General features: G+C 69.9%; 21 protein-coding genes, 2 tRNA genes and 1 other RNA gene. 9 read left to right on the top strand and 15 right to left on the bottom strand.

The annotated features are described in order from the left end of the window. Positions 1-2: 2 nt before the first annotated feature. The gene (gene hutH, locus ACLJQE_RS36600; RefSeq protein ID WP_410644151.1) at positions 3-1529 is read right to left on the bottom strand and encodes a histidine ammonia-lyase; all 1527 of its coding nucleotides are present in this window, start codon (positions 1527-1529) and stop codon (positions 3-5) included. Positions 1530-1717: 188 nt separating this feature from the next. On the opposite strand from hutH, the gene ACLJQE_RS36605 reads away from it, so the two are divergent. Continuing rightward, the gene (locus ACLJQE_RS36605) at positions 1718-2500 is read left to right on the top strand and encodes an IclR family transcriptional regulator (RefSeq protein ID WP_410644152.1); all 783 of its coding nucleotides are present in this window, start codon (positions 1718-1720) and stop codon (positions 2498-2500) included. Between the two features lie 4 nt (positions 2501-2504). On the opposite strand, the gene ACLJQE_RS36610 is transcribed toward ACLJQE_RS36605, so the two are convergent. The 3 genes from ACLJQE_RS36610 to ACLJQE_RS36620 form a co-directional block, all read right to left on the bottom strand. Continuing rightward, positions 2505-2936, bottom strand: a complete 432-nt coding sequence (locus tag ACLJQE_RS36610; protein WP_410644153.1) for a hypothetical protein — start codon at positions 2934-2936, stop codon at positions 2505-2507. Between the two features lie 74 nt (positions 2937-3010). Further along, positions 3011-3307, bottom strand: a complete 297-nt coding sequence (locus ACLJQE_RS36615) for a hypothetical protein (protein ID WP_410644154.1) — start codon at positions 3305-3307, stop codon at positions 3011-3013. Continuing rightward, a complete protein-coding gene (locus ACLJQE_RS36620; protein ID WP_410644155.1) occupies positions 3273-4304 on the bottom strand; it encodes a type IV toxin-antitoxin system AbiEi family antitoxin in 1032 nt (343 codons plus the stop codon). Before ACLJQE_RS36620 ends, ACLJQE_RS36615 begins: the two co-directional genes overlap by 35 nt. A 210-nt stretch (positions 4305-4514) precedes the next feature. On the opposite strand from ACLJQE_RS36620, the gene ACLJQE_RS36625 reads away from it, so the two are divergent. Both ACLJQE_RS36625 and ACLJQE_RS36630 read left to right on the top strand, forming a co-directional pair. Next, on the top strand, positions 4515-5732 hold the full coding sequence (locus ACLJQE_RS36625) for an MFS transporter (RefSeq protein WP_410644156.1): 1218 nt from the start codon (positions 4515-4517) through the stop codon (positions 5730-5732). A gap of 139 nt (positions 5733-5871) precedes the next feature. Next, positions 5872-7110 carry a diguanylate cyclase gene (locus ACLJQE_RS36630; protein ID WP_410644157.1) on the top strand — a complete coding sequence of 413 codons (1239 nt, stop codon included), beginning with the start codon at positions 5872-5874 and terminating at the stop codon, positions 7108-7110. Between the two features lie 4 nt (positions 7111-7114). Here the strand turns inward: ACLJQE_RS36630 and ACLJQE_RS36635 are convergent, their stop codons facing one another. Both ACLJQE_RS36635 and ssrA read right to left on the bottom strand, forming a co-directional pair. After that, positions 7115-7327 (bottom strand): hypothetical protein, encoded by a 213-nt coding sequence (locus ACLJQE_RS36635; RefSeq protein WP_410644158.1) that lies wholly within the window; start codon positions 7325-7327, stop codon positions 7115-7117. A gap of 401 nt (positions 7328-7728) precedes the next feature. After that, positions 7729-8096: a transfer-messenger RNA gene (gene ssrA / locus ACLJQE_RS36640) on the bottom strand. 152 nt (positions 8097-8248) lie between these two features. Between ssrA and ACLJQE_RS36645 the strand changes: the two genes are divergently transcribed. The 5 genes from ACLJQE_RS36645 to ACLJQE_RS36665 all read left to right on the top strand — a co-directional run bounded on the left by ACLJQE_RS36645 (position 8249) and on the right by ACLJQE_RS36665 (position 12475). Next, entirely contained in the window at positions 8249-8923 is a 675-nt protein-coding gene (locus ACLJQE_RS36645; RefSeq protein ID WP_410644159.1) for a sensor domain-containing protein, read from the top strand. Then, a complete protein-coding gene (locus ACLJQE_RS36650) occupies positions 8920-10050 on the top strand; it encodes a sensor histidine kinase (RefSeq protein WP_410644160.1) in 1131 nt (376 codons plus the stop codon). Before ACLJQE_RS36645 ends, ACLJQE_RS36650 begins: the two co-directional genes overlap by 4 nt. A gap of 39 nt (positions 10051-10089) precedes the next feature. Then, on the top strand, positions 10090-10731 hold the full coding sequence (locus ACLJQE_RS36655; RefSeq protein WP_086849331.1) for a response regulator transcription factor: 642 nt from the start codon (positions 10090-10092) through the stop codon (positions 10729-10731). 118 nt (positions 10732-10849) lie between these two features. Then, on the top strand, positions 10850-11074 hold the full coding sequence (locus ACLJQE_RS36660; RefSeq protein WP_410644161.1) for a hypothetical protein: 225 nt from the start codon (positions 10850-10852) through the stop codon (positions 11072-11074). 96 nt (positions 11075-11170) lie between these two features. Then, positions 11171-12475, top strand: coding sequence for an acyltransferase family protein (locus ACLJQE_RS36665; protein WP_410644162.1), 1305 nt, complete (start codon positions 11171-11173; stop codon positions 12473-12475). 40 nt (positions 12476-12515) lie between these two features. On the opposite strand, the gene ACLJQE_RS36670 is transcribed toward ACLJQE_RS36665, so the two are convergent. From ACLJQE_RS36670 to ACLJQE_RS36710, 9 genes are all read right to left on the bottom strand, one after another. After that, on the bottom strand, positions 12516-13415 hold the full coding sequence (locus tag ACLJQE_RS36670) for an amidohydrolase family protein (protein WP_410644163.1): 900 nt from the start codon (positions 13413-13415) through the stop codon (positions 12516-12518). Beyond that, positions 13412-13894, bottom strand: a complete 483-nt coding sequence (gene smpB / locus ACLJQE_RS36675; RefSeq protein WP_308673328.1) for an SsrA-binding protein SmpB — start codon at positions 13892-13894, stop codon at positions 13412-13414. Before smpB ends, ACLJQE_RS36670 begins: the two co-directional genes overlap by 4 nt. 61 nt (positions 13895-13955) lie before the next feature. Then, positions 13956-14849: a permease-like cell division protein FtsX gene (gene ftsX / locus ACLJQE_RS36680; protein ID WP_410644164.1), complete on the bottom strand. Its 894-nt coding sequence runs from the start codon at positions 14847-14849 to the stop codon at positions 13956-13958. A gap of 60 nt (positions 14850-14909) precedes the next feature. Continuing rightward, positions 14910-15599, bottom strand: a complete 690-nt coding sequence (ftsE, locus tag ACLJQE_RS36685; protein ID WP_410644165.1) for a cell division ATP-binding protein FtsE — start codon at positions 15597-15599, stop codon at positions 14910-14912. Positions 15600-15711: 112 nt separating this feature from the next. Continuing rightward, positions 15712-16809, bottom strand: coding sequence for a peptide chain release factor 2 (gene prfB, locus ACLJQE_RS36690; protein ID WP_410644166.1), 1098 nt, complete (start codon positions 16807-16809; stop codon positions 15712-15714). A gap of 63 nt (positions 16810-16872) precedes the next feature. Then, the gene (locus ACLJQE_RS36695; RefSeq protein ID WP_043776593.1) at positions 16873-17373 is read right to left on the bottom strand and encodes a PadR family transcriptional regulator; all 501 of its coding nucleotides are present in this window, start codon (positions 17371-17373) and stop codon (positions 16873-16875) included. A 379-nt stretch (positions 17374-17752) separates the two neighbouring features. After that, a tRNA-Met gene (locus tag ACLJQE_RS36700) sits at positions 17753-17829 on the bottom strand. Between the two features lie 640 nt (positions 17830-18469). Next, positions 18470-18543 (bottom strand) — tRNA-Met (locus ACLJQE_RS36705). 67 nt (positions 18544-18610) lie between these two features. Then, a complete protein-coding gene (locus ACLJQE_RS36710; RefSeq protein ID WP_410644167.1) occupies positions 18611-21619 on the bottom strand; it encodes a UPF0182 family protein in 3009 nt (1002 codons plus the stop codon). Positions 21620-21769: 150 nt separating this feature from the next. On the opposite strand from ACLJQE_RS36710, the gene ACLJQE_RS36715 reads away from it, so the two are divergent. After that, positions 21770-22321 (top strand): PPA1309 family protein, encoded by a 552-nt coding sequence (locus ACLJQE_RS36715; RefSeq protein ID WP_410644168.1) that lies wholly within the window; start codon positions 21770-21772, stop codon positions 22319-22321. Positions 22322-22449: the final 128 nt, after the last annotated feature.

Below are 22449 nucleotides of genomic sequence, written 5' to 3' on the forward strand. Positions count from 1 at the left end.
TCTCAGACCTCCAGACGGGCGGCGCCGAGGACGGCGCCGGAGCGGACGAGTTCTTCGGCGGCCGCGATTTCAGGCGCCAGGTGCCGGTCGGGGCCGGGGCCCGCGACCTTCGTGCGGAGCAGGTCGCGGACGGCGCCGGTGACCGGCGACGGTGCCAGCGGCGCGCGGAAGTCCAGCGCACGGGCCGCCGTCAGCAGCTCGATGGCCAGCACGGTGGTCAGGCCGTCGACGGCCTTGCGCAGCTTCCGCGCGGCCGACCAGCCCATGGAGACGTGGTCCTCCTGCATGGCGCTGCTCGGGATCGAGTCGACCGACGCCGGGACGGCGAGCCGCTTGAGCTCGCTGACGATCGCGGCCTGCGTGTACTGCGCGATCATGTGGCCGGAGTCGACGCCGGGGTCGTCGGCGAGGAACGGCGGCAGGCCGTGCGAACGGGCCTTGTCGAGCATCCGGTCGGTGCGGCGCTCCGCGATGCTCGCGACGTCGGCGATCGGGATGGCCAGGAAGTCCAGCACGTACGCGACGGGCGCGCCGTGGAAGTTGCCGTTGGACTCGACCCGGCCGTCGGCCAGCACGACCGGATTGTCCACAGCGGACATCAGTTCGCGCTCGCCGACGAGCTCGGCGTGGGTGAGGCTGTCCCGCGCGGCGCCGTGGACCTGCGGGGCGCAGCGCAGCGAATAGGCGTCCTGGACGCGGTTGCAGTCCGGGCCGCGGTGGCTCTCGACGATCTTCGAGCCCTGCAGCGCCTGCCACATCCGGGCCGCGGACTTCGCCTGCCCGGGGTGCGGGCGCAGGGCCTGGAGGTCGGCCGCGAACGCGCGATCGGTCCCGAGCAGGGCCTCGACGCTCATCGCGGCGGTGAGGTCGGCGATGTCGAAGAGCCGGTGCAGGTCGGCGGCGGCGAGCAGGAGCATGCCGAGCATGCCGTCGGTGCCGTTGGTGAGGGCGAGGCCCTCCTTCTCGGCGAGCACGACGGGCTCGATCCCGGTCTGCCGCAACGCCTCCGCGGCGGGCTTCGGCTGACCGGCGTGGATCACTTCGCCTTCACCCATGAGTGCCAGCGCGACGGCGGCCAGGGGGGCGAGGTCGCCGGAGCAGCCGAGCGAGCCGTACTCGTGGACGACCGGGGTGATGTCGGCGTTGAGCAGGGCGGCCAGCGCGTGCGCGGTGCCCGGCCGGACGCCGGTGTAGCCGCTGGCGAGGGTGCGCAGCCGCAGCAGCATCAGCGCGCGGACGACCTCGGGCTCGACGGCGGGCCCGGCGCCGGCGGCGTGCGAGCGGATCAGGCTGCGCTGCAGCGCGGTCCGGCTCTCCACCGGGATGTGCCGGGTGGCGAGCGCGCCGAAGCCGGTCGAGACGCCGTAGGTGGGCGTGACGGCGTGGGCGAGGTTCTCGATGTGCAGGCGCGTCGCGGCGAGGTTCTGCTCGGCGGCGTCCGCGAGCCCGACCGGCGCGTGGCCGCGGACGACGTCGACGACCTGGGCGGCGGTCAGGGGCTCCGGGCCCAGGAGCACTTTTTCCGGCATGGGCCCATTGCACCCCTTCGGAACCGCTGGTGGGATGCCCCACCGGGTGGTTCTGTCTGGTATCCCAGACACGGGTTACCCTGGCCCCCAGCGCCCCAATGTGGCCTTCGGTGCGTTCAACGCACCCAAGGCGGCCTTCGGTGCGTTCAACGCAACCAAGGCCACATTGGGGCGCTGGGAGGGGAGCCGTGGGCGAGAGCAGTGAGGTTCCGGCGCTGCGCCGCGGGCTGGCGGTGCTGCGCCTGCTGGCCACGCGTCCGGGCCCGGTCACCGCGACAGCGATCGCCCGGGAGGCGGGGCTCCCCCGCTCGACCACCTACCACCTGCTCAACGAGCTCGAAGCGGCCGGTTTCGTCGTGCACCTGCCCGCGGAACGCCGCTACGGCCTGGGCATCGCCGCGTTCGAACTCGGCTCGGCCTACCTGCGCCACGACCCCCTGGAACGCCTGGCCGGGCCCCTGCTGCGCAAGCTCGTCGACCGCGTCGGGCACACCGCCCACCTCGGCGTCCTGCACGGCAACGAGTCGCTGTACCTGATCAAGGAACGCCCGGCCCGGCCGGAAACACTGGTGACGGAGGTCGGCGTCCGGCTGCCGGCCCAGCTGACCGCGTCCGGCCGGGCGGTGCTGCGGCACCTCCCGCCCGCCCACGTCCGCGCCCTGTTCCCCACGGCATCGGCCTTCGTGCTCCGCACCGGCCGCGGCCCACGCACGCTGGCCGAGCTGCGCCGCACCCTCACCGCGGAGCGCCGCCTCGGCTGGTCCGTCGAGGACGGCCACGTCACCGAAGGTTTCGCTTCGGTGGCCAGCCCGGTCTTCGACCACGGCGCCCGCCCGCTGGCCGCGATCAGCGTCACCCTGCGCCACCACTGCACGGCGGAGCCCTGCCCGGAGACGTGGCCCGACCTCGCCGCCGAGGTGGCGGCCACGGCCGCCGACCTGACCACCCGGATCGGCGGCCACCCGGCCTGAACCCTCAAGACCCGATTGCGTGCCGGATCCCTGCTCCCATCGCCCGCATCAGTTCCGGCGCCCGAGCCCCGCCTGCGTCGTTCGCCAGGCGCCCCAGCACGTCGTCGTCCTCGACGATGGGGAGAAGTGCGTGCTTTCCGGTCTCGTCGAGCAGCCCGGGCAGCTGCGAGCCCAATCGCCAGGCACCGGCGAGTGCCGGGTCGTAATCGTGCCGGGCGAGCAGGTCCAGCTCCTCTTCGTACAGAAGATCGAGGTAACTCCCCGTCGAGTACCAGGAGATCATCGTGGCGAGATCGACCGCGTCGCGAGTGGTGACCGTTCGGCGTTCCCACCAGGTCAACAGCTTGAGCAGGGCCAGCGCGGGCACCGCGGGAACCCGCACGGTCAGACCGCCGGGCAGGAGCACGGTCTCCGCGGAAGCCACCGCCTCCCGCATGCCACGGACGTTCATCCGATGGTCGTCGGGCCACCGGATCGTGCGGTCTCCGCGCTCGATCCCGCCATAGGGAATCACGTCGACTTCGATTCCCTCGACGAGGAACGAGTGTTCACCGCGGTGACCTTTTCGAGCGTGCCGACAAGCCGGTTGAAATCGTCCCAAGTGCACACCTCGGCGGCGATGTCGACGTCGCGGGTGGCCCGCTCGGGCAGCCGGCCGATCAGGTCGAGGGAAAGGATCGTGCGCGCCGTCGCGCCGACCACGAGGTAGCTCACTTGCGCCGCCTTGGCAGCGACGTCCACCCGGGACAGTGCCCGGGCCGCGAGGAGGATTTCAGGTTCGGTCGAGGTGGACAAGTCGATCGTCATCGGTCCGGATCCGGTCTCCGTGTTCGCGCTGGCGCGGATCTCCCGAAGCCAGCAGGTCGGCATAGATCAACGGGGACGGCACGATCCACGACTCGGGTTCGGGCGCGCGCCAGAACCGTTCCCGGATGTGGACGTTCCCTCCGCCTTCGGCCCTGGCCAGGCGATGCCGGCCGATGAACCGGGCCGGCAGCTGTTCGGCGTAAAGCGTGAGCGAAGCGGGCCGCAGGTGCGAGTCGATGAGACTGGCTCCGGCTTCTCCCCCCACCTGGATACCCATCGAACGCATCTCGGTTTCCGCGTCCGGCCACCACGACAGGTCGTTCACGGAGAATTCGCCGAGCGCGAGCGCGGTGTGCAAGGTGATCGAGTACGCCTCCGACCAGCGGTCGAGCAACTCGCCGCCGCGGGCCATCCGGCGGCCCTCCGCCCCCGTGTAGAGGTAACCCGCCCTGGCGAGTTCGTCGATCACCGCCTTCACGGTCCCCAGCGAAGCTCCGCTCGCTTCGGCCAGGACCCGATAGGGCCGGGAGGCCATGTCGGGCCAGCTGAGCAGGACGAACACAACGCGAAGACCCGACCGGCCGAAAGCCCCGGCAGCGCGAGGCGAGGTCCTCGAACGCGGAACCGCCGGATTGCGCCGCCCGCGGACGTCGACAAGGACATCGTCCCAGGCCAAGTGGGCATTACCCGCGGTGTCCAGGTAATCGATCCCTCGGGCGCGCAGCCGCTCGGCGATCGGCTCGCTGACATAGGTCGTGACCAGCAACGCCGGGAGCTGCGTGGGCAGGGCGAGGCTGGTTGCCAGTTCAGGCGTCAACCGGTGTTTGACGTCGGTACCGTAGGTCCGGGTAGCCCCTGACCTCGCCGTAAGGCGCACCACTGCGTCGGGCCGGCGTGTCTCACCGGGGTGGGTGTACTCCGCCGCGAGCACCTCACCACGAAGCCCGTACTCGCCCAGTCGCTCGAGTGCCGCTCTCGTCAAGCTCAGCTCGTTCATCGAGCGAGCATGTTCATTTTCATTGAACATGCTCTCATATTGAACGCTATGCCTCTCACCCGCAACAGAGATCGGCGGCCACCCGGCCTGACGGCCGTCGCGAGCCGTCCGGGGGTCGGAGCTGGTGCGATCGGAGCAACTGTCACCGAACGGCTCGATTCCACTCCGGTGGGTGATTACCGTTATGGGCTGGGGTTTCGAGGGGCGCCGATGGATGACGCACGCGTTGAGAAGGTCGGTTTCGGTGCGGTGCTCGCCGTCGCCGAATTCCGGGCGATGTGGACCGCCGAGCTGCTGTCCGTTTGCGGGGACCAGCTCGCCAGGGTCGCGCTCGCGGTGCTCGTCTTCCAGCGCACGTCGTCGGCCGCGCTGACCGGCCTCACCTACGCCCTGACGTACGTGCCTTCCCTGTTCGGCGGCATCCTGCTGGCCGGCGCGGGCGACCGGTGGCCGCGGCGGGACGTGATGGTCGCGGCCGATCTGGCGCGGGCCGCCCTGGTCGCCGTCATCGCGATCCCCGGTGTCCCGCTGTGGGTGCTGTGCGTGCTGGTCGCGGTGATGGCGGCGCTCGGCGGGCCGTTCAAGGCGGCGCAGCAGGCGCTGCTGCCGTCGGTCCTCGAAGGCGAGCGGTACCTCGTCGGGATGGCCCTGCGCAACGTGACGATGCAGGGCGCGCAGCTGGCCGGCTTCGCCGGGGGCGGCGCCCTGATCGCCGCGCTCACCCCGTTCGCGGCGCTGGCCCTGGACTCGGCGACGTTCCTGCTCTCGGCGTTGTTCCTGGTCACCGGCGTCCGGCGGCGGGCGGTGATCGCATCCGCGGTCCGGGCCGCCTGGCTGTCCACGACCGGCGCGGGCATCCGGCTGATCTGGCGCGACCCGGCGTTGCGGACGCTGGTCGCGCTCAACTGGCTGGCCGGCTTCTACGTCGTGCCGGAGGCGCTGGCCGCGCCGTACGCGGCCGGGATCGGCGCGGGCGCGACGCTGGTCGGTCTGCTGATGGCGGCCGACCCGGCGGGCAGCGTGCTCGGCGGCGTCGTGTTCGGCAAGTGGATCCCGGAACGCGTCCAGGTCCGTGCGCTCGGGCTGCTCGGGATCGCGGCCGGGCTGCCCCTGGTGGTGTTCGTCTGCCGGCCGGGCCTGGTGACGTCGGTGGTGCTGCTGGCGGCGTCCGGGCTACTGGCGACGGGATACAACATCCAGGGCACGGTCTCGTTCATGCGACGGGTGCCGGACGAGCACCGCGCGCAGTGCGCCGGCGTGAACTCGGCCGGCCTGATCACGGTGCAGGGCGTCGGCGCGGCCGCGGCGGGCACGCTGGCCGAAGTGCTGGGCCCGGCGCACACCATCGCCGCGGCCGGGGCGGCGGGTGCCGTGGTGGCCGTGCCGATCGCGAGGGCGTGGCGCCGGGTCGGGGCGGAGGATCGATGACCTCAGTTGTCGCGTCCGCACATGGTGCGCCTCCCTTCACGACCTCGGGCCGAACCGGCTCCGTCACCGGCCGGACACCATGAGTATGCGGACCGGGGGCCGGCTTCCGCGCACTGGGCCGCGGATTCGTGACGTCCTCGTGGCACCGCGCCGCTGGGTGCTGTGGCGCCAGGGTCCGCGGGTGATCGGCTACTGCCTGGTGAGCGAGGTGGTGGCGGTGGTGCTGACGCTGCGCCCGTCGCCGACCGCGGTGGACCGCCGGACGCTGTCGATCCTGCTGGTGCTGCTGGTCCTGGGGGTGCTGCAGTCGGAGACGGGCCGGCGCGTGGAGCGGATCCGCCGTCGCGTGTCGGGGACACCGCACATCAACATGACGTCGGTCTGGACGTTCGCCGGGGTCCTCCTGCTGCCCCCGCTCCTGCTGGCGGTCCTGGTCGCCGGCCTGTACGCGCACCTGGCGATCCGCAGCTGGTACCGCCTGCAGCGGGTACCGGTCTCCCGCACGGTCAGCAACGCGGCCATCATCGTGCTGTCGTGTTACGCGGCCCAGTCCGTGCTGCGGCTTGCGGGCTTCTCCGACGTCCGCTCGGTGCTGCCCCACGGCTGGGCCGGAACGTTCGCGATCGTGGCCGCGGGAGTGACGTTCTTCGCGGTGAACGCCCTCTTGGTCCTGCCGGCCCGCCGCGAAGTCGGCCGGACTCCGGAGGCGCTGTTCGGCACGTGGTCGGACAACGGCCTCGAGGTGGCGACGCTCTGCCTGGGGGCGCTGAACGCGGTGGCCGTGGCGACGTTGCCGGGGCTGGTGGTGCTGGTGTTCCCGCCGTTGCTGCTGTTGCACCGGACGGTGCTGGTGAAGCAGCTGGAGGTGGCGGCCCACCGCGACGAGAAGACGGGCCTGTACAACACGAGCGGCTGGCACGCCCTGGCCGAACGAACCCTGGCGTCGACCGCTCGTCAGGGCGGCACGTTCGGGTTGTTGATGCTGGATCTGGACCACTTCAAGCAGGTGAACGACACGTACGGGCACCTGGCGGGCGATGCGGTCCTGAAGGCGGTGGCCCAGTCGATCATCTCGGCGGTCCGCGGCCGGGGGGACGCGGTGGGCCGGTTCGGGGGCGAAGAGTTCGTGGTGCTGCTCCCGGGCATCGCCCAGCCGGACATCGGGGCGGTGGCCGAGCGGATCCGCCGGGCGATCAGCGCGCTGAAGGTCCCGGCGGGCCAGTTGTCGATCTCCGGCCTGACGGTCTCGATAGGCATCGCGGTGTACCCGACGGCGGGTGCGTCATTGCAGCGCCTGCTGGATGCGGCGGACACGGCGTTGTACCACGCGAAGGCGACGGGCCGGAACAAGGTGGTCCACGTGGCGGACCTGGTGTGAGGCGTCAGGCGGTCCGCTGCCGCCGTCGCCCGGCGTCGAGCCCGAGCATGGCGAGCAGTTCGGCACATTCCTCCGAGTCGGAGGAGTGCCCGGCCACGGTGATCACGGCCCGGTCGTTCTGTTCGCCGAGTCGCACGGCCTCTTCAGCGCGGATAACGCCCATCCGGCTGTCTTCGTCGTTGGCAAGGGAGCTGCCACTGCGTCGGGCCCAGGTCATCTGGCCACCTACTTCCGACCCCACGGGTGCGGAGCCATGGTCGGACCCCAAGCATGACATTGACACGAATTTCACCCACAAGTGGCCCCCACCACAAGCCCAAAACCACCCGCGGCCAACCGGGTGAACCCCAGTCACACCCGACCCCCAGCAGGCGCCGGACCAGCACAAACACGCCAACCCACGACCCAACCCGGCACCGCCCGAAAGCCCGGCTCCCCACACACGCCCTCGCAGGCCCACCCACGTCAACGGGAGATCCCCACCCAACGCAACCACCCGGGGGGGTCCAGGGGGGCGGAGCCCCCTTGGCGGGGGCTTGGGGGGTTCGACCCCCAAAGAACACGACAAAACGAAGGGAAGGCCCAGCCCCGAAGGGGCGTGGGCCTTCCAGCGACGTGTCGTGGAGGTGCCGGGAATTGAACCCGGGTCCTCTGGCGTCTCGACAGGGCTTCTCCGTGCGCAGTCCGCTACGTCTCTGCTTGGCTCCCTCAATCACGCGAACAAGCTGAGGTGACGAGCCCAGCCACTGTTTGCTTCACGACTGTTCCCCGTGGCCGGGACAGCCGCTGAGCCTCCTAGCTGATGCCGGTACCCGGGCCGGAGGCGAACCCGGGCCGACAGAGTCGCACTCGCTCAGGCGGCGAGGGCGAACTCGCGCTGACTGGAGTCGGCGCTTATTGGTTTGCGATGACGCTTACGGTGGTCTCTCGCCTGCACCGGCACGCTTCCCCTGAATCAACGTCCAAAGTCGAAACCGTTCACCCCCTTGTCGGGATCACAACCTGTTCATCATAACGCCTGCCGCCACCGGTTTGGTCCGGGTGGGTGGGGTCAGCCCTACCGCCGGGATGCCCGCTCGCACCATGTCGTGCTCCGCACGGAACGGCGATGCTGGGATCCGATGAAGGGAGTGCGGTCATGGTGAGCGAGAGGCGGGATCCGCCGTTCGGTGGTTCGGTGGTGTTCTTGCTGATGAACCTGCCGCTGGGGGTGTTGGCGTTCGGGTTCCTGACGGCGTTCGTCTCGGCCGGGGCCGGGACCGCGGTGGTGTGGGTCGGGGTGGGTCTGCTGGCCGTCGTCGTGCTCGCCGTGCGGGGGGCCGCGCGGGTGGAGCGGGCGCGGGTCTACGCGTTGCTGGATCGCCACATCGACCTTCCCTACCTGCCGCTGCCCGCCGGCAAGCAGGCCACGCGGTGGAAGGCGCGGCTGAAGGACCCTTCGACGTGGCGGGACCTGACCTACTTCGCCCTGCTCTTCCCGGTGGGTCTGGTCGAGTTCGTGCTGGTGACGTCGTTCTGGGCGACGAGCCTGGCGCTCGTGGGCCTGCCCGTCTACTTCCGGTGGCTGCCGGGCGGTGAGTACCACTTCCCGGCCTGGGAGGTGCCGTGGCTGACCGTGGACTCCACTGTGGAGGCGCTACCGTGGGCGGCACTGGGGGTGTTGTTCGTCGCGTTGTCGGTGGCGCTGACCAAGGCGCTGGCGGGCACGCACGCCCGGCTGGCGTCCGCGCTGCTGGGGCCGACGGTGGCGCAGCGCCGCCGCATGGAGCGCTGGTGGGAAGACGCGGAAGAGAAGAACCTGGTGGCGGGATGAGCGAGGCGCAACAGCTGGAACACCCGCGGCCGCACCCGGCTCGCACGATCCTCTACATGATCGTCAGCTTCGTCTTCCGGCTCGTGCAGTTCGTGCTGGCCGTGGTCGGCATCGCGGTGGGTGTCTCGACGGCGGTGGTCTGGGTCGGGTTCCCGATCCTGCTGGCGACGACGAGCTTCATCCGCTGGTCGGGCGACCGCGAGCGGTCCTGGGCCGGCAAGCTGCTGAGCGTGCCGCTGCCGCCGGTGGAGCGTCGCCCGGTCGAGGGGCAGCCGCTGGTGCGGCGGTGGGTCATCCGGCTGAGCGATCCGACGACGTGGCGGGACCTGGCGTACCTGGTGGCGGCGTTCCCGCTGGCGTGCGTGGAGTTCGCGATCGCGATCGCGTCGATCGTGCTGCTGCCGATGGCGATCTGGGTGACGCCGTGGCTGGGCTGGCTGCACGGCGAGCTCGCGCTGGCCCTGCTGGGGCCGGACCGCACGAAACGGCTGGAGCAGAAGGCCGAGCGGCTGCAGGCGTCGCGGGCACGCGGTGTCGACGCGGCCGAGGCCGAACGCCGTCGCATCGAGCGTGACCTGCACGACGGCGCGCAGCAGCGGCTGGTGGCCGTCGCGATGAGCCTGGGGCGCGCGAAGGCGAAGTTCGACCAGGACCCGCAGGCGGTGCGGGACCTGATCGACGAGGCGCACGCGGACGCGAAGCTCGCCGTGTCGGAGCTGCGGGACCTGGCGCGCGGCATCTACCCGGCCGTCCTCGGCGACCGGGGGCTGGACGCGGCGTTGTCGGCGCAGGCGGCGAAGTCGCCGATCCCGGTGGACGTCTCGGTGGACGTCGACCCGCGTCCGCCGGCCGCGGTGGAGACGACGGCGTACTTCATCGTCGGCGAGACGCTGACGAACATCGCGAAGCACTCCGGAGCGACCGAAGCGGGCGTGAAGGTCTGGCGGACCGACGGCCACGTCGTCGTCGAGATCACCGACAACGGCCACGGCGGCGCGGAGGTGCGCCCCGGCGGCGGGCTGGCCGGCCTGGCCGACCGCGCCGCGACGATCGACGGCGTGATCACCGTGGTCAGTCCGGTCGGCGGGCCGACCGTGATCCGGGCTGACCTGCCCTGCCAGTGGTGAATAGGCTGGACCCCGTTCATCCACGAGCTTGGGGGCCGGATGCGGGTAGTCATCGCCGAGGACGCCGTGCTGCTGCGGGCCGGGGTGACCCGCCTGCTCGCCGACGAGGGCATCGAGACGGCCGCGGCCGTCGACAACGGGGACGATCTGCTCGGCGCGATCAAGGAACATCGTCCCGACCTCGCGATCGTCGACGTCCGGATGCCGCCGACGTTCACCGACGAGGGCCTGCGGGCGGCGCTGGCGGCCCGCAAGGAGATCCCGGGGCTGCCGGTGCTGGTGCTGTCGCAGTACGTCGAGGAGTCCTACGCCGTGGAGCTGCTCTCGGGCGGCGCCGGCGGGGTCGGTTACCTGCTGAAGGAGCGCGTGGCGGACGTCGCGGACTTCCTGGACGCGGTCCGCCGGGTGGCGAACGGCGGCACGGCGATCGACCCGGACGTGATCGCCCAGCTGATGGCCCGCGGCCGCCGCAACCCGCTGGACGCGCTGACCGCCCGCGAGTCCGAAGTCCTCGGCCTGATGGCGCAGGGCCTGTCGAACACGGCGATCGCGAACTCGCTGGTGGTGTCGCACGGCGCGGTGGAGAAGCACATCGGCAACATCTTCTCGAAACTCGGCCTCGAAGCCAGCGCGGAGGAGCACCGCCGCGTTCGTGCGGTGCTGACCTACCTGGGCCGATGAGCGACGGAGAGTGACCGGAAGTCCCGTAAAGTGGACAACGGGTCACCCGTTCCGCGGGCGGCACCCGGGTGAGCGCTCACCTACCATGAGCGGACCCGCCGGCGAGAGGAGCGCGCAGATGTCCGACGAGACGCGCTGCGTCCGCTTCTTCGGCGGACCGCTCGACGGCCGCGTCCAGGAGCTCGGGGACGCCGAGCCGATCCCGGGCACCGTCATCCGGCACATCCACCTGCACGGCGGCCCGAAGATCGAAACCCGCTACGAGCTCGGCCTCACCGAGCACGGCTGGGAGTACCGCGTCGCCGCCGCGCAGCACGAACCCGAGCCGGACGGCCTGCGGTAGTAGGGAGAACCCCCGTATCCGGCGGGGGTGAACAGGACCCCGAACAGGCCGGTCAGCACCGCTGTTTTCCCAGGTCGAAGCGACCAGGCTGAACGCATGCAGACAGCGGGCCGGGACAGGTTCCTCGACGTCGTCCGGGCGGGGGCCATCCTCGCCGTCATCGTCCAGCACTGGACCATGCCGGTGCTCTCCTACTCCGACGGGCACCTCGCCACCGGCAACGCGCTGGCGACGCCGGGCTGGTGGGTCGTCACCTGGCTCAGCCAGGTCATGCCCCTGGTCTTCTTCGCCGGCGGCGCGGCGAACCTGATCTCCTTCCGCCGCGCCGCCTCCACGCGGCAGTGGCTCGCCGGGCGCATCAAGCGCCTGATGGTGCCGGTGCTGCCGCTGATGGCGGTCTGGCTGATCGTCCCGGACTTCCTGCGCGGCATGGGCGTGCCACCGGAGCCGGTGCAGGTCGCCGGCGCGATCGCCGCCCAGCTGCTGTGGTTCCTCGCGGTGTACGTGCTCGTCGTGCTGCTGACGCCGCTGATGGTCGCCGCGCACCGCCGCTGGGGCCTGAAGGTGCCGCTCGTCATGGGCGCGGCAGGCATCCTCGTCGACGTCGCGCGCTTCAACGACTTCGGCTACATCGGTTACGCCAACGCGATCTTCGTCTGGGTCGCCGTGCACCAGCTCGGCTTCCACTACGTCGAAGGCCGCCTCGGTTCACTCACCCGCCGCGGCGCGCTGGCGCTGTCCGCCGCCGGGTTCGGCGTCACCGCGCTGCTGGTCGCGTTCGGGCCGTACCCGGCCAGCATGATCGGCATGCCGGGCGCGCCGGTGTCGAACATGAGCCCGCCGACCGTGCTCCTCGCCTTCCTCGCCGTCGGCCAGGTCGGCCTGCTGCTCGCCTTCCGCCCGCAGCTCAACGCGCTCGCGGCGCGCCCCGGCGTCGGCGACGCCCTCGGCTGGCTCGGCGCGCGGTTCATGAGCGTCTACCTCTGGCACATGCCGGCGCTGGTCGTCGTGGCCGGGGTGACGGTGTACGGCCTCGGCTACCGGACTCCCGCGCCGGGCACGGTGTTCTGGCTGATCATGGCGCCGGCCTGGTTCGCGGCCTGCGGAATGGTGCTGTTCGGCCTGCTGCGGCTGTTCGCGCACTTCGAGGTGCAGCGGGACACCGGGGTGGCGACGGCGAAGGTGCCGCAGCTGGTCGCGGCCGGGCTGCTGGTCTCCGGCGGCCTGCTGGGCCTGGCGGCGCACGGGTTCGCCCCGCTCTCGGACGGCATCGCCCACGGCCCGGTGCCGTGGGTGGTGCTGGCGACGGCCGGGTTCCTCCTGGCGGGCAAGCAGATCCCGGTGGTCGAGCTGCTGGGCCGCGCGGTCACCGTGAGCGAGCGCGCCGCACTGCGCCGGTAAGAGACCCAAGCCGGTAAAAGACCCAAGGCCGGTAAGAGACTCAAGCGGTGAGCAGCCGCAGCGGGGTGTCGTGCAGGACCGCGCGCAGGAACGGCTCCCCCAGGCGATCGTCGGCGGCGGCCCAGCCGGCGATCGCCTGCAGCTGCGTCACGTACGGGTACGGGATGTTCGGGAAGTCCGTGCCGAGCACGACGCGGTCGGCACACGCGGCCAGCCGGGCCGTCCAGTCCGGCGGCAGCGGCGACATCGCCTCGGCGAACGGCACGCCGACCATCGTGGTGTCCAGGTGCACCCGCGGGTACTTCGCCATCAGGTCGAACGCCGCCCCGAACTCCGGCATCGCCGCGTGCGCGAGCACCGCCGTCAGCCTCGGGTGCCGGGCCAGGACCTCGCCGAACACCGCCAGGCCGGTGAAGTCGCCCCGCAACGGACCGTGTCCACAGTGGACGACGACCGGGACGCCGGCGTCGGCCAGCGCACCCCACACGGGTTTCAGCAGGTCGTCACGCGGGTCGTACGCACCCACCTGCACGTGCGCCTTGAACACCCGGGCGCCGGCGCGCAGCGCACCGTCCACAGCGGACCCGGCGCCGGGCTCGGGGTAGAACGTCCCGGTCGGCACCGCGTCCGGCACCCGCGCGGCGAACTCGAGCGCCCAGTCCGTCAGCCACTCCGCCATCCCCGGCTTGTGCGGGTAGACCAGCGGCGCGAACTTCAGCACGCCCAGCGACCGCAGGGTGTCCAGGCGGTCCTGTTCGGACGTCCGGTAGTGCACCGGCCACTCGGTGCCGTAGTGCGCCGAGGCCCGGTCGAAGTAGGCCCAGACCTTGTCCATCACCGGCTTCGGCAGGAAGTGGACGTGCAGGTCGATCAGGCCCGGCAGACCCAGCGATGCCGTCCAGCGCGCGACGTCCGCGTCGGAAGCCGGACCGGGCGTCACTCCGTGAACCGGCCCTTCAGCGCGCGGCCCATCGCCTTCCGGATGTCCCGCTCCGCGTCGCGCTTCGCCAGCGTCTGCCGCTTGTCGTAGGCCTTCTTGCCCTGGGCCAGTGCGATTTCGACCTTGACCTTGCCGTCCTTGAAGTACATCGACAGCGGCACCAGCGAGAGCCCGCTCTCCTTGGTCTTGCCGATGAGCTTCTCGATCTCCCGCCGGTGCAGCAGCAGCTTCCGGGTGCGCCGCGGCATGTGGTTGGTCCACGTGCCCTGCGTGTACTCCGGGATGTGCACGTTGCGCAGCCACACTTCGCCGTCGTCGACCGTCGCGAACGCGTCCGCCAGTGACGCCTTGCCCTCGCGCAGGCTCTTGACCTCGGTGCCGACGAGCACGAGACCGCACTCGTAGGTGTCGAGGATGGCGTAATCGTGCCGCGCCTTGCGGTTCGACACGATCACCTTCTGGCCACGTTCCTTGGGCATACGACCACTCTACGTGATTTCGACAGTGACAAGCAGCCGGTTTTGCACGGGCACCGCAACGCTAGTGCCGGACGTACAGCCGCAGCGTGACGTAACCGGTGATGGCGGAGATCACCACGGACACCCCGAGCAGGATCGGTGCGACCGGGAACAGCAGTTCCAGCATGGTGATCTTCGGGAAGACGTCGCCGGTGAACACCGAGTCGAGGAAGCTCGCCTTGGTCAGCGCCAGCATGATGATCCCGAGGACCGCACCGACCACGCCGGCGACCACCGCCTCCAGGAGGAACGGCAGCTGCGTGTACCACCGCGTCGCGCCGACCAGGCGCATGATGCCGACCTCGGTGCGGCGGGTGAACGCGGACACCTGGATCGTGTTGGCGATCAGCAGCAGCGCGGCGACGGCCATGATGAGCGCGGCACCGAAGGCCATGTTGCGGACGCCGTTGAAGGCGTTGAACACGCGGTCGAGGAACTTCTTCTGGTCGTCGACCTTCCGCACGCCCGGCTTGTTGCCGTACTCCTGCACGATCGCGTCGCTGCGGTCCGGGTCCTTCAGCTTCACGTGCAGCGACGCCGGCAGCGACTCGGGACCGGTGAGCGCGATCAGCTCCGGCTGGCTCTCGAAGATCTTCTTGAACCGGTCGAAGGCCTGGTCACGGTTCTCGAACACGACCGACTCGACGCCGTTGTTGCTCTGCAGCGAAGTCCGCAGCGACTGGCACAGCGACTGGGTGCAGTTCTTGTCGGTCGCGCTGATGTCGTCGGTGAGGTAGACCGAAACCTCGACGTCGGCGAGGAAGTTGGACTTCATCTTGTCGATGGTCCGCACGGCGAGGAGGCCGCCGCCGAGCATGGCGAGCGACACGGCCGTGGTCAGCATCATCGCGATGGTCATCGTGACGTTCCGGCGCAGGCCGGTGACTACCTCACTGAAGACGAAACTGGCGCGCATGGCGGGTGCAGGTCCTTGGGGTCGGGGGCGTTGCGGGCGGGGTGGTCGCGGGTGCGGGGGTCAGCGACCGATGCCGTAGACGCCGCGGGCGTCGTCGCGGATCACCCGGCCGAGCTGCAGCTCGACGACGCGGCGCCGCATGGAGTCCACGATGGAGTGATCGTGGGTGGCCATCAGGACGGTCGTGCCGGTGCGGTTGATCCGCTCCAGCAGCAGCATGATGTCCTGGCTGGTGTCGGGGTCCAGGTTCCCGGTCGGCTCGTCGGCCAGCAGCACCAGCGGCCGGTTGACGAACGCGCGCGCGATCGCAACGCGCTGCTGCTCACCGCCGGAGAGCTCGTTGGGCAGCCGGTCGGCCTTGCCGTCGAGGCCGACGAGCTCCAGCACCTCGGGGACGACCTTCTTGATGGTCGGGGCGGGCTTGCCGATGACCTCGAGGGCGAAGGCGACGTTCTCGGCGACGGTCTTGTTCGCCAGCAGGCGGAAGTCCTGGAAGACGCAGCCGATGGTCTGCCGCAGGCGGGGGACCCGGCGGCGGGCCAGCTTGGCGACGTCGAAGTTCGACACGATCACGCGGCCCTTGCTGGGCGTCTCTTCGCGCAGCAGCAGCCGGAGGAAGGTCGACTTCCCCGATCCCGAGGGACCGATGAGGAAGACGAACTCCCCCTTTTCGATGTTGACGGACACCCGCTCGAGCGCGGGCCGCGTCGAGGTCTTGTAGACCTTGGAAACCTCTTCGAGCCGGATCACGATTCGGCATACTACCCACCGGTGTCGTGAAGCCCCGGTTGCCCGGTCCACCCGGGTGGAGCAGCGGGTGTTTGCGTACGGTGAGCGGTCACCCGAACACCCGCTGCGCCGATCAGGCGGTCTGCTTCCGCCAGCGGATGCCGGCGTCGAGGAAACCGTCGATGTCGCCGTCGAGCACCGCGGTCGGGTTGCCGACCTCGAACTCGGTCCGCAGGTCCTTGACCATCTGGTACGGGTGCAGCACGTAGGAGCGCATCTGGTTGCCCCAGCTGGAGCCGCCGTCCTTGAGCGCGTCCATCTCCTTGCGCTCTTCTTCCTTCTTGCGCTGCAGCAGCCGGGACTGGAGCACCTTCATCGCGGCCGCCTTGTTCTGCAGCTGCGACTTCTCGTTCTGGCAGGAAACGACGATGTTCGTCGGGATGTGCGTGATGCGGACCGCGGAGTCGGTCGTGTTGACGCTCTGCCCGCCGGGGCCCGACGAGCGGTAGACGTCGACCCGGATGTCCTTCTCCGGGATGTCGACGTGGTCGACCTCTTCGACCTCGGGCAGCACCTCGACGTGCGCGAACGACGTCTGGCGGCGGCTCTGGTTGTCGAACGGTGAGATCCGGACGAGCCGGTGGGTGCCCTGCTCGACCGAGAGGGTGCCGTAGACGTAGGGGGCGCTCACCTTGAACGTCGCCGACTTGATGCCCGCCTCTTCGGCGTAGGAGATGTCGTAGACGTCGGTCGGGTAGCCGTGGCGCTCGGCCCAGCGCAGGTACATGCGGAGCAGCATCTCGGCGAAGTCGGCCGCGTCGACGCCGCCGGCCTCGGAGCGGATGGTGACGACGGCGTTGCGGTCGTCGTACTCGCCCGAGAGCAGGGTGCGGACCTCGAGACCGTCGATGTCCTTGCCGAGGTCGGTGAGCTCGGCCTCGGCCTCGCCCATGCTGCCGGAGTCGCCCTCGGCCTCGGCGAGCTCGTACAGCACGCCGAGGTCGTCGAGCCGCTGACGCAGCTCGCTGATCCGGCGCAGCTCGGTCTGCCGGTGGGACAGCTGGCTGGTGACCTTCTGCGCCGCCTCCGGATCGTCCCAGAGGTTGGGGCTCGAAGCCTGGGCCTCCAGGTCGGCCACCTGGGCACGCAGCGCATCCAGGTCCATCACCGACTCGATCTGCGTCAGCTTGCCGGTCAGGTCCCTCAGTGCCGCGTCGAACTCATCACTCACGTTTGTCAAGGTTACGGCAAAACCCACGACCGGTTGCGGGGACCGGCCGTGGGTGCGCGAACCTCAGGCCGCGGGGATGGCGTCGAGCAGCTTCAGCGCGGCCTTGGCCTGGGCTTGGGCGAACTCGGCGACGGCCTTCTCGTACGGCCCCTCGGCCGCCTTGGTGGCCGCCTTGGCGTCGTCGAGCTGCTGGCTGTAGCTGGCGCGAGCCGAGTCGAGCAGCGACTGGCGCTGCTTCGCCGTCAGCGACCCCGCGTGCACGAGCCGCAGGATGAGCGGGCTGCGCAGGTGGTCGGGGCCGGCCTCGGACGTCAGCCAGGCCTTGAAGGCCTTTTTGCCGGCGGCGGTGATCAGGTACTGCTGACTGGAGCGCGGGCCCTGCTTGCCGAGCCGGACGAGGCCTTCTTTGGACAGCGCCGGGAGCTCCCGGTACACCTGGCTGCGGGTGACGCTGAAGAAGGCGCCGAAACGCTCACCCGCTCCCGCGACGAGCTGCCCGCCGGTGGCGGGACCGTCGTGGAGCAGACCGAGCAGGGCGGCGGCTGTTGCATTCAATTCGGACACGCCCCCTAGATTCCCACTTATCGGCCGCTGTGTCCACAGTGGTCAGGCGATCTGTCCATTGTGGCTAGTGAGATCCCCTCGTTCGGCCCAATGCGAGCAGGTCCACTGTGGACCTGACCACGCTCTGCAACCGCTCCCAGGGAACTTTGGTCCAACCAGACGCACCCGGGCCGCTCCGGCACCTCCAGGCAGGTGAGTTCGGCGGGTGGCAATCCCCGGCTTGGCCGACTCCGGACACGGACCGCAACCATCCCGGGCGTGCGTCCACATCGTGGGATTCGTAGTTTTCGGCGTGTTCGACGGAAAAGTCGGCAGCGAAAGCCGTGTGGGCATGAAAAAAGAGGCACGTTCCCGGATTTCCCGAGAACGTGCCTCTTGGTGGTAGCGGGGACAGGATTTGAACCTGCGACCTCTGGGTTATGAGCCCAGCGAGCTACCGAGCTGCTCCACCCCGCGCCGTTTTGGTACTTCAATAGATTACACGGGGCCACAACCGGCTCTACACCGGGGTCCCCAAACGCGCTGACCTGCACTTACGCGTCTCCAGCCCCCGACGGACTCCACTGAGGACCATGGCCACCCCGCCCTCGAACCGCGCGTCGCCGCCACCCAGCACCGCCTCCCCACCGGCGCAGCGAAGCGAGCACCACCCGCCGCAGCCCCTGCCTGGTCGTCGCCGGCGACGATCAGGCACTGGCCGGAGTGGACGTTCAGATGCTCGGGCGAATGCACGAGCGAACAGGCGACTGTCGCGGACGGACACTTCGCGCGCTCCCCAGCAAGAACCCGCCTCCGGACTCCCCTTGACAGAAGGCCACACAAGCGACCAATTCCACAAAGGAAACTGGTTCCTGCCAACAAAAACCCCAACCCCAAAGCCCCACGCAGAGGTACTCGTAGCAGAGATACCCCACCCCGCCCTGGGACTCACCTAAAAGCTCAACCAGACAGGGCCAACCGCACAACGCAACCAGCCACCGGGGGGTCCAGGGGCGGCGAAGCCCCCCTGGCGGGGGTCTGGGGGTTCGACCCCCAGGGACAATGCGAAGGAGGGGCGGCCCGCCGATTTTGGCGAGCACACCCCTCCCAACCTCTGTAGCGGGGACAGGATTTGAACCTGCGACCTCTGGGTTATGAGCCCAGCGAGCTACCGAGCTGCTCCACCCCGCGTCGTGGCACCTACCTTACGCCTGCCTTTCGGGCGGGTGCAAAGCAGGTGCCGTTTGGGTAGTCGACGTCACCCTCCGGGCTGGGTGCTGGGTGGTGCCGTGCTGGTTCCGGGGGTTGCGGTCTTGGCTGCCTCGTAGGCGCGGGCGGCTGCGTCGAGGGCGGCGAGTGCGGCGCCTTGGTCGGTGAAGTTGCCGGATTGCTGGGCGGCTTTGAGTTTGGCGATGGCCGATTGGATGTCGGCGATGGCTCGGTCGAGGGCTGCGTTGCCGCCGCTGGTGTTAGGGGGTGTGGTGGTGGGGTTGGTGGGGTTGGTGGAGTTGGGTGGGTTGGTCGTCGGCTGCCCGGCTTGGGGTGGCGTGGTGGTGGCTTCGCCGGTGCCGGCGCCGAAGACCTGGTCGAGGGCTTCCTGGAGGGTGGCGCCGTAGCCGACCTTGGGTCCGTAGGAGACGAGGACGCGGGCCAGCTGGGGGTAGCTGTTCTGGTTGCGCTGCCGGATGTAGACGGGTTCGACGTAGAGGAAGCCGTCGGCGACCGGGAGCGTGATCAGGTTGCCGTAGATGGGGGTGACGTTGGGGTTGTTGAAGAGGGTGCGGTCCTGGGCGACGCGGGAGTCGCTTTGGAACCGGTTCTGGACTTGGACCGGGCCGTCGACCTGGGTGGCTCCGGTGGCCGCGCTGGGTAGCTGGAGGACGCGGATCTTGCCGTAGTCGGCGGGGTCGGAGGACACGGACATCCAGGACGCGAGGTATTGGCGTTGGAGGCCGGTCAGTGAGCTGGTCAGCTGGAAGGTCGGCTTGGTCTGGCCGGGGGTGTCGGCGAGGACGTAGTAGCCGGGCTGGTTGGCCGCGCCGGCCGCGGCCGGGTTGGAGCCGCCTTCGGCGGTCGGGTCCTGGGGGACGCTCCAGAAGGCCTGCTGCGAGTAGAACTCCTGCGGGTTGCTGACGTGGTAGCGCGACAGCAGTTCACGCTGGATCTTGAAGAGGTCCTCGGGGTAGCGGAAGTGGGCCCGCAGGTCCGGGGAGATCTCGGAGCTGGGCTTCACGAGCCCGGGGAAGACCTTCTCCCAGGCGTCGAGGACCGGTTCCTTGTCGTCGATCGAGTACAGCGTGACGGTGCCGTTGAAGGCGTCGACGGTGGCCTTGACCGAGTTGCGGATGTAGTTGATGGAGCTGTTGGCCTGGCGGGCGACGCCGTTGAGGGAGTCGTTCGTGGCCGCGCCGAGCTGGGTCTGCTGGGCGTACGGGAAGTTGTTGAGCGTGGTGTAGCCGTCGATGATCCATTGGATCTTGCCGTCGACGACCGCCGGGTACGGGTCGCCGTCGAGGGTCAGCCACGGCGCGATCTTGCTGACGCGGTCGCGCGGGTCGCGGTTGTACATGATCTTGGAGTTGTCGCCGATGGCGTCGGAGAACAGGATGTTCCGTTCGCCGTATTCGGCGGCGAAGGCGAGGCGGTTGAACCAGTTGTCGATGGGGACGCCGCCGGTGCCCTTGTAGGTGTAGCGGTCGGTCGCGGTGTCGTACTCGCCGGGCGCGTTGCCGGAGGTGCCGCCGACGATGGCGTAGTCGGTTTCCGCGGCGGACAGCTCGCCGTAGTAGATGCGGGGTTCCTTGACCTGGATGCCGGTCTGGCCGACGGCGGGCGCGCCGGCGCCGGCGGGGTTCTGGGTGTCGCTGGTGGTGGCGATCGGGTAGCCGCCGTCGGAGTTGGCGTCCTTGACCGCGCGGTCGATCGTGTTGGCGGGCGCGACGACGAAGCCGTTGCCGTGGGTGTAGACGAGGTGCTTGTTGATCCAGCTGGTCTGGTTGCCGGTGAGGCCCTCGGTCTTGATCTCCTTGGCCGCGACGATGTAGTCCTGCGTCACGCCGCCGACGGTGTAGCGGTCGATGTCCAGCTTGGCCGGGAAGCCGTAGAAGTTCTCGCGGCCGACGCGCTGGGTGAAGGTGTCGGAGAGGATGTTCGGGTCGAGCAGCCGGATGTTCGACATGGTCCCGGTGTCGCTCTTGATCTGGTCCGGGGTGGCGTCCGACTTGCCGGTGTAGGGCTGGTACTGGACGTCGGTGAGGCCGTAGGCGCGGCGGGTGGCGTCCATGTTGCGCTGGATGGACGCTGCTTCCTTCTCGTTCGCGTTCGGCTTGACCGAGAACTGGTCGAGGACGGCGGGCCAGGCGACGCCGACGAGGATGCCGGACAGGATCAGCAGCACGAGCGAAATGGCGGGCAGCTGCAGGTTGCGCAGGAAGGCACCGGCGAAGAAGGCGACCGCGCAGATCGTCGAAATGCACAGCAGGATCAGCTTCGCGGGCAGGACCGCGTTCAGGTCGGTGTAGGTGGCACCGACGAACAGCGGCATCCCGCGGTCGGACAGCAGCAGGTTGTAGCGGTCGAAGAAGTACTCGACCGCCTTCAGCAGCACGAAGAGGCCGACGGTGATGGCGAGCTGCGCGCGGGTCGGGCCGGCCAGCTGGCCGCCCTTGCCGGCGAGCCGGATGCCGCCGAAGACGTAGTGGGAGATCAGCGCGCCGAAGAAGGAGATGACGACGGTGATGAACAGCCAGCCGAGGAGCCAGTTGTAGAAGGGCAGGTCGAAGGCGTAGAAGCCGACGTCGTTGCCGAACTCGGGGTCGGTCTGGCCGAACGAGGTGCCGTTGAGGAACAGCTGCACGACCTGCCAGTCGCCCTGGGCGGACAGGCCGGCGATGAGGCCGGTGAACACCGGGATGCCGATGCCGAAGAGCCGGATGCGGGCGACGATCGCCGAGCGGTAGCGCGCCAGCGGGTCGTCGGCGCCGGAGATCGGCACGAACACCGGGCGGGTCCGGTAGGCGATCATCAGGCTGATCGCCAGTGCGCCGCCGACGAGCAGGCCGACGGCGAAGAACAGGATGATCCGGGTCACCACCTGGGTGGTGAACACCGACCGTGCGCCGACTTCGCCGAACCACAGCCAGTCGACGTACGTGTCGAGGAGGCGGGCCCCGAGCAGCAACGCCAGCACGACGATCGCGGCGATGATGAGGAGGATCCGGCTCCGCCGGGACAGCTTCGGCAGGCTCACCGGGGGCCGAGTCGCCACGGCACACGCTCCTGTTCTTCGTCAATACCCGAGCAGGGGCGCGTGCGCCCCCTGATTCCCTAACTCTACGGATACCCCGGGAAGTTCCCGGGACCCGCCCAAACCGGACTCGCGGCGTCGCCGCGCCGGCCGACCTGACACGATGTGCGCATGGCAGCGAACGAAGCGCGACAGGCCGGCGTGGCCGCGCTCGCCCGTGAGATCGAGGAGTTCATGGCCGCGGGCGGCTGGGACCAGCCGCCGCAGCTGTTCGCGCTGGTGCCGACGGCGGCGCTGCTGGACGAGCAGCCGGAGCTGGCCGGGCAGCTCGACCGGGCGAACCCGCTGACGCCGGTGGCCCAGGAAGCGCTGCCCGAGGGTGACCTGGCCGAGGCGCTGGGCCGGATCGCGTGGCCGGATCTGGTCATCGGGTGCGCGCTGGCCCAGGAGATCATCGTGCTGCCGCCGGGCTCGGAGCCGGAGCTGCCGGGCGTCGCCGAGGCGGACGCCGAGAGCCTGCGCCGCGCGGCCGCCGACCACCCGCAGCGCACGGAGGCCCGCCTGGTCGCGGCCGTCCTGCGCGACGGGGAAGGCGCCTGCGTGATGCGGCTGCGCGGGATCGGCACGGCCGAGGGCACGGACGAGACGATGGACGAGATCGTGGAAAGCCCCGAGCTGGCCCCGAACCTGGTCGAAGCGTTGAAGGCCACGCTGCTGCCCTAGCTGTGATGTCCGGGGAGGTTGTCCCGGGTTGAGGCGGTGACGGCCTGTCGTGCTGACAGGTGAAGGCCTCCGGTTGTGAAGTGGAGCTGTCTAGGAACCACATCACCGCCCGGAGGCCTTCGTGTCCC

The sequence above is a fragment of the Amycolatopsis sp. lyj-346 genome (genome assembly GCF_046548975.1).
Lineage (GTDB): Bacteria > Actinomycetota > Actinomycetes > Mycobacteriales > Pseudonocardiaceae > Amycolatopsis.